General features: G+C 44.1%; 5 protein-coding genes and 2 tRNA genes. 6 read left to right on the top strand and 1 reads right to left on the bottom strand.

What is annotated here, in order from left to right:
• Positions 1-359 precede the first annotated feature (359 nt).
• From MHN01_RS11400 to MHN01_RS11385, 4 genes are all read left to right on the top strand, one after another.
• Positions 360-447, top strand: a tRNA-Ser gene (locus MHN01_RS11400).
• Between the two features lie 24 nt (positions 448-471).
• Positions 472-562, top strand: a tRNA-Ser gene (locus MHN01_RS11395).
• A gap of 585 nt (positions 563-1,147) precedes the next feature.
• Positions 1,148-2,161: a cytochrome-c peroxidase gene (locus MHN01_RS11390; protein WP_239411460.1), complete on the top strand. Its 1,014-nt coding sequence runs from the start codon at positions 1,148-1,150 to the stop codon at positions 2,159-2,161.
• Positions 2,158-4,572 (top strand): ATP-binding protein, encoded by a 2,415-nt coding sequence (locus MHN01_RS11385; RefSeq protein ID WP_239411459.1) that lies wholly within the window; start codon positions 2,158-2,160, stop codon positions 4,570-4,572. The genes MHN01_RS11390 and MHN01_RS11385 overlap by 4 nt, the downstream gene beginning before the upstream one ends.
• A gap of 31 nt (positions 4,573-4,603) precedes the next feature.
• Here MHN01_RS11385 and MHN01_RS11380 read toward each other — a convergent pair whose 3' ends face one another.
• On the bottom strand, positions 4,604-5,053 hold the full coding sequence (locus MHN01_RS11380) for a MarR family winged helix-turn-helix transcriptional regulator (protein WP_239411458.1): 450 nt from the start codon (positions 5,051-5,053) through the stop codon (positions 4,604-4,606).
• A gap of 89 nt (positions 5,054-5,142) precedes the next feature.
• On the opposite strand from MHN01_RS11380, the gene MHN01_RS11375 reads away from it, so the two are divergent.
• Both MHN01_RS11375 and MHN01_RS11370 read left to right on the top strand, forming a co-directional pair.
• On the top strand, positions 5,143-6,309 hold the full coding sequence (locus MHN01_RS11375) for a nitroreductase family protein (RefSeq protein WP_239411457.1): 1,167 nt from the start codon (positions 5,143-5,145) through the stop codon (positions 6,307-6,309).
• Positions 6,310-6,605: 296 nt separating this feature from the next.
• A partial coding sequence (locus tag MHN01_RS11370; RefSeq protein ID WP_239411456.1) for an Ig-like domain-containing protein occupies positions 6,606-7,230 on the top strand: 625 nt, incomplete at its 3' end.

Genomic DNA, 7,230 nt, shown 5'->3' with positions numbered 1-7,230 from the left:
AGTCTGATTTTGCTGGTGGAGCGTTTCTATTTTTTGGTCGAGCAGTTTCAGGCGTGACTCATTCTCTTCTGATGCTGCCAAAGCCCATCCTGAGGCGATACTGAGTAGGAAGAGTAGGAGTGAAAGCCATATTCTCATCACTGATTCCTGTCGCTGGTGAGAAACTGCATAGTGCTTATCTTAAAGAGTGCGATTCTTTGAAGTGTAGCAGCGAATAAAAACAAGCGATTGGGCTAAGAATGGAACGAATTGATCTATTCATCGGCAGTCGTGAATAATTTCAATAAAAGCGCTTGACCCTAAGGCCCTAAGCCATTACATTAGCCGCCGTTGAGACGCACAGCGTCGAACAACAATATGGTGAGGTGTCCGAGTGGCTGAAGGAGCACGCCTGGAAAGTGTGTATACGGCAACGTATCGAGGGTTCGAATCCCTCCCTCACCGCCATCATCTTTTAAGATGATACAATTCGGAGAGATGGCTGAGTGGTTGAAAGCACCGGTCTTGAAAACCGGCATACGTTTGTAGCGTATCTAGGGTTCAAATCCCTATCTCTCCGCCACATTCAAAAGAACCGCTGAACTATCAGCGGTTTTTTTCGCTCAAAATCTAGGGTTCAAATCCGCAATACCCTCGAAGCACTCCGTCACATTCTAAGGCCCCAGCAGAAATGCTGGGGCCTTTTCGTTTTACATTACTAACTTGGATAGGGATTTGAAAATCCCCCCCTCGATACCCAAAGCGCTCCGTTACATTTGAAACATTGCTGAATAGTCAGCGGTTTTTTTTGCCCAAAATCTAGGGGTCAGCCGAGCAAAGCGAGACAACGTTGCTAGCCGAAGGCGTTGTAGAGCAACGGCCCGCAGGGCGAAATAAATCCACAATACCCTCGAGGCACTCCGCCACATTCAAAGGTCCCTGCAACAATGTTGGGGCTTTTTCGTCCTCTGATTGATGTTCCCAGCGGCATGAACGTTGAGGATAAACTTGGCATCATCACTTAATTCCAGAAGTTATGAGACTTCTAGTAGTCTCTCTGGCTAGGTGATGATGTGTGTAATTGATCTTATAAGCGTCTTTGCATAATTTGTAATATGCAACACATAACCCATAATTAATTCATAGTTAGGTACAAAATGGATTTTGTATGCATATAGCACTTGTTGGGTGGGGATGTTCTATTGTTTTGCTTGCATCACTCGGTGCGTATTTTCATTTATCATTAACGCCAGATAATGAGCGACCAGAACACACTGAGTTATCTCACCACATTAGTCATGATTATGTCTCGCCTGTAGAGAAGCCTATTATTGCTGAGCCGCAAATAGTAAAGCTGGGCTTTCAGTTGTTTGTCGATACCAATTTGTCATCGAACAGGAAAGTCAGTTGTGAGTCTTGCCACCATCTTAATGGGAATGGTGCCGAGGATACCAAGGTTTCTGTTGGTGTAGCAGGCGCGGGAAGTAGAAACTCACAAACGGTTTTTAATGTTAGCTTGAACTCACGTTTTTTTTGGGATGGCAGGGCTGCCAGTTTAGAGCACCAAATTGACGGCCCCATTCATAGTCCGTTGGAAATGAATACCAACTGGAATGATGTGGTGAGTTATGTAAAAAAATCTCCAATTTATGCTGAAGCATTTAAAGCTTCATATAACGGCGTGGTTTCAGAACAGAATATAAAAAATGCCCTGGTAACCTTTATGGAGGCGCTATTAACGCCAGATGCCCCGTTTGATAAATATCTGAAAGGCGATCACGATGCCATCAATCAGACGGCTCAGTTAGGTTGGGAGAAATTTCAAAAACTGGGCTGTGTGATCTGTCATCAGGGGCAGAACATTGGCGGAAACCTCTTTCAAAAACTGGGGAACGTTCAGGGTGATAGGCTTCTTCGAGAAGAACACGATCTCGGCCGTTATAACGTCACCGGAAATGAGAGTGACAAGCTGGTTTTTCGTGTATCGAGCCTGAGAAATGTGGCAAGAACCCCTCCTTATTTTCATGATGGGCGAGCTGAAACGTTGGAAGAGGCGATTGTTATCATGGCGAAGCTTCAGTTAGGGCAGGAGCTTGATGCTGCCTCTATTATTGAAATCAGTGCATTTCTTTCAACGCTAACTGCTCCCAACCCTATTATTTTGGAGGAGCTAACACAATGAACCTTCATTATACGCCGAAGCGGGAGCTCTGTATTATCGGGGTTATTACCCTGATTGGTGCCCATCTGATTTTTAGTATTTATTGCAGTTATACCAACTCGTTTTATCAAAAAAGATATATTGGTATTTCGCAACAGGTCATTCACGCTATCGAGCAAATCTACAATTTTGAATACACTGAAACTAAGTCATACGATACGCTTGCAAGTACGTTAGTCGATATCGAGCTTGATGCCGAGTCCCTTTATGACAGTTTACGTCAGGCCCAGTTTATTCCGTTTCAATCTTTTCCCCTTATTCATACAGAGGCTGTGAATAAGGCAAAGCACATCAACTCCGAACTTCAAGAGTTTACCCGGGCGATAAATTCAATTCTCACAGCTAAAGTGTCGTATGAATATGCGTTAACAACGATTACAAATACTCAAGATCTTTTGCTTGATAAATACGCAGATCCTGCAGAACAACTGGCTGTCATGGAACTTATTTACCAGGCTGCGGCAAACAGTCAGGTTCCTGATGATTTGAGTCAGGACCTGTTGTTCAAGAACTTACTCAGTTATGTTTCTCTTCGAGATCGGGTTGGTGCGACTATTCAGGAAGAAAAGTCGAAGCTTACTGAAGCTCATATTCAAGTTACGCTCGATGCTCTTAATAATTATTGGATCGAGCAATCATCAAAAAGCAAAATAGAAGCGACGATATCGGCGCTATGCCTGTTATTGGCCCTCGGTAGTTATTTCTTTTGGCGACAGTGGAATAACTATCGGCAGACTACGGTTTATCAAGACGAGTTGTTAGATATCGAGTATGAACGAGCCAAGTTGAGCCTGGCACTGGAGTACGCTCAGGACACGATTATTATCACCGATAAAGAGGGTTTGACGACTTGGGTGAATAAAGGCTTTGAAGCGTTGACGGGCTATTCGTTCGATGAAGCCTTGGGGATAAAGCCGGGTGACCTCTTGCAGGGAAAGGACACAGATCAAAAAGAGAAACAACGTATTTCAGAGAGCCTGCAGCAAAGCCGTAGCATTCAAACTGAGCTGTTGAATTATCATAAAGATGGCACGCCTTATTGGATTGATATGATCATTACGCCGATTTTCGATGCGCAGGGTAACACGGTGAATTTCATAGCTGTTGAGCGAGATGTTACCAAGCGTAGAGAGTTGGAGCAGAATTTGGCACTCAGTGTCGAGCAGGCCGAGTCGTCCAATAAAGCCAAATCGACGTTTCTTGCTACCATGAGTCATGAATTGCGAACACCATTAAATGGCATTATGGGCATGGCACAAATCCTTGAAAGCTCAACGGAAGATGAAACACAGAAAGAGCAGCTGGGTATTTTGCTAGAGTCTGGTGACCACCTGCTTTCCTTGCTCAATGATATTCTTGATTTCTCGAAGATAGAGCAGAATAAGCTGGAGCTTGAAGCAATTCCCTTCCAGTTCGACGACATTATTTCTCCCGTCCTCTCAACGTATAAAGCCTTGTGCGCTGATAAGGGAATCGATCTCATTATTAAAAATAGTATTCCTAAAGATCGGGGCTTCCGGGGTGACAAAGCCCGTATCCGCCAAGTGATTTTTAATCTGCTGAGCAACGCCGTTAAGTTTACCCCGCAGGGACGTATATCTCTGAGCTTCGCTGAGCATGTCAGCAATTGCTTCCCTGAAACAGCACTGAATGTATCCGGACAGAGCCGCTCAACGATTTCAATTGTGATTAAAGACTCGGGAGTGGGGATTTCACAAGAGCGACTGCAACATATCTTCGATCCGTTTGTTCAGGCCGAATCATCGACAACGAGAGAGTTTGGTGGAACAGGGCTGGGCTTGGCAATAGTCAAACAGTTGGTATTACTTATGGACGGCAGAGTCTCTGTTCAGAGTGAGGCCGGAGTTGGTACCACCTTCTTCATTGATATTGAGTTGGAAGTAACGACGCAGAGAGCGCAACCAGAGCAGGCGAAACACTCGCTGAGTCGTCAAGCCATCAATCAGGCACTTTCCATACTGATTGTGGAAGACAACCCTATTAATGCAGTGGTGACAAAGACATTCTGTCAGAAACAAGGGCATAAGGTATTACTGGCAGAAAACGGGCTTGTTGCAATTGAGATCCTCAAGAACAAGCACTTTGACTTGATCATAATGGATAACCATATGCCAGAGATGGATGGTATTACCGCAACGAAAGTTATCCGCCAAGAGCTGAAACTGGACACAGTTATCTTTGGCTGTACTGCCGATGTATTTAAAGAGGCTCGTGACAATTTCATAAGTGCTGGCGCAAATCATGTTCTGACCAAGCCTCTGCAGAAAGAGAGTTTTATCGATGCCTTGCAACAATACCAGACCCAATTGATCAGCAGTGAGGCGCCTTCTATAGCCGTAGGCAATGAGTAGTATTAAGCTTGAATGGCTACTAAGGCTAAGCTTACCTGTTGTTATCAAACCAAGTTTGAAGCCGTTGAGCATGTTTCAGCATATCTTCCAGCTCATCGGCCTCCCAGTCTGAGAAGCAGTCAGATATGTCATTCATGACGTTTGATTGCGCCAGCGAAAGCTTTTCTTGTCCAGTTGTGTTGATTTTTAGCCACTTTTTCCTCGCATCTTGTAGGTCTTTTCTAATCTCAATCAAACCCATCTCAGTGAGTTTGTTAACAATTTTGGTGATCCCTGGCTGGTTCATTTGCATTGAATTGGCTAGCTGGCTAACAGTGAACTCCTGCTCTGGATCATTGGAGAAATGGTTTAACAAAGAGAATTGAGAATAGCTGAGATTGAGGGGGCGCAGAGCCTTGGTGACTTTTGCTGTACTTAGCTGATTTATTATTTCCAATGATTTCATTAGGTTAAATGCTAGCTCATTTTTATTTTCGATCATTGCCGTAAAATACCTTGATTTACATTCCTTGGAATGTATATTTATTCCATGGAATAAATTTTAGCAAAGTATCGGAATAGGTGATAGCCATGGACAGACGTAATTTCATAAAAGTAATCGGCACAGGGGCAGTGATCGCAGCGGCAGTTCCAATTGCGGGGACACTAACGGGGAGTAATGTGGCTGGGAATGGCCAGTCAGTGCAACAAATACGACCATCGCATCAATATGATGATATTCGGAAAACCTTAATTAGTTACGGCATGCTTTGCGCTAATCCCCATAACAAACAGCCGTGGAAAGTTGCCTTTTCTGGTCAAGATACAATCTTGCTCTATGTTGATGAAGAAAGGCTATTACCTGAAACAGATCCGTTTCATCGCCAGATCCATATCGGGCAGGGCACCTTCATTGAAACTTTGGTGATTGCAGCGACGCATTTCGGTATTCATGCTGAAGTTGATTATTTCCCTCAGGGTGAATATGGCAATAAGACACTCGAATTCAAGCCTGTAGCTAAAATTACCCTGATTAAAATGGAGTCTATACGCCCTCATCCCCTGTTTGTATATTTGCCGGTACGTCAAAGCGTGAAGCAATCCTATACCTCGTCCACATTAGCCAGCGGTGAGATCACAGTATTGGAGCACGTTGCTATTGAGGCCGGTTTTCCTCTTCGGGTACTGAGTCAAAAGCAGGAAACGACAGAATTGGGAGCGATGCTGACCGAGGCAATGTCGATTGAGGAACAGGATACTCAACGTAATCTAGAGACCATGGAGATGTTCAGATTTAACGACAAAGAAATGGCTAAATACAGAGATGGCTTTGGTTTAGCTCAAAATGGTGTCATGGGGATAAAGAAGATTATTGCCGAGAACTTTTTTGTTACCAGAGAGCAAGCCTACAAAGATCCTGCTTCATTTGGCAAAGAGGGAGTGAAACTTGTCGAGAAAGTCACCGCAAGCACACAGCATTATGGCTTGCTATCAAGCCATGATAATAGTCGCAAGACTCAGGTTGAAATCGGCAGGCTCTATACCCGTTTAAATTTAGCCGCGACATCTATCGGAGTCGCAATGCATCCGCTGAGCCAGATACTCGAAGAATATGATGACATGTCGGCCTTGCAACAAAGTTTCAAGACACGTTTTGATATCCCAGAACAAGATACCGTGCAAATGCTATTTCGTTTAGGTAAAGCCTCGGCAACGCCTTTATCACCGCGAAGAGAGGTCGGGGATATTATTGTTTGATGGAGTTGTTAGCGTTGAAAAACATCAAGTCGGGTTAGAGGGGGAGTCAACTTTTCCCCTCTAATTAATATCTAATAATGAGGGCATCTTTATCAATTCAACGCCCAAAAACTAACCTTAATAAACCTTAATCAATATTAATCACATGTAAATCAACATCATAGCTATTACATTCTTTCGCCATAACCAGCGGCAAGGTGAATGCGTGTGCTCCGTTTTTTGAGGTTACGGAAAACAGTCGCTCCGTAGAGTGCGTATTTACTTTTTACTTTATTATTACTTTTAGTGTAAGCAATATGATGATTGAATTTAAAAAACGCTCCCTCCTGTCTAGTGAACTATCAAATAAAAAGACTTCGGTTACAACGGTTGCCATGGCTGTTGCTTTGGCGCTTGGCTTGGCTGGCTGTAACAGCAGCGGGTCAGACAGCTCTTCAACGACTCCGCAACCAGAAAGTGGTGTGGGTACGACAAAATCATTAATCGTTACACCACTAGATCCACCTACTGGCAGCTCACAAGTGAAAGTACCTGTCGGAACCAAACTACAGTTTGAGGCTACAGCCCTTAATGATAAGGGTGCAGAGGTTGTTACCCAAGAGGTTAGCTGGTCTTCCAGTAATCCGGATGTTCTCACGATCGATAATGATGGTGTTGCGACGGCCTTGATAGATGGTGGCACAGCAGAAATCAGCGCGACTTTTGACAATGTTAATAGTAACTATACGACGACACATACCACGGATGCCGTTGTTACAGACCTAGTATTTGCTGAAGACCAGATAGACATAGCGGCGGGCACCAGCAAGCAACTTGAAGTCGATGCGCACTTCTCAGACGGCTCCAGTGCAAATGTTACATCATTTGTTAATTGGGATGCGACACCGACCAAAATAGCAACTGTGAACAACGATGGTTTGG

The organism is Photobacterium sp. OFAV2-7, from assembly GCF_022347985.1.
GTDB lineage: Bacteria > Pseudomonadota > Gammaproteobacteria > Enterobacterales > Vibrionaceae > Photobacterium.
This window is presented reverse-complemented; position numbering and strand designations above follow the sequence as displayed.

Bases quoted from the DNA above. Each gene is read 5' to 3' on its own strand.
- MHN01_RS11390 (WP_239411460.1), top strand. From the start codon at position 1,148: ATGCATATAGCACTTGTTGGGTGGGGATGTTCTATTGTTTTGCTTGCA.
- MHN01_RS11375 (WP_239411457.1), top strand. From the start codon at position 5,143: ATGGACAGACGTAATTTCATAAAAGTAATCGGCACAGGGGCAGTGATC.
- MHN01_RS11385 (WP_239411459.1), top strand. From the start codon at position 2,158: ATGAACCTTCATTATACGCCGAAGCGGGAGCTCTGTATTATCGGGGTT.
- MHN01_RS11380 (WP_239411458.1), bottom strand. From the start codon at position 5,053: ATGATCGAAAATAAAAATGAGCTAGCATTTAACCTAATGAAATCATTG.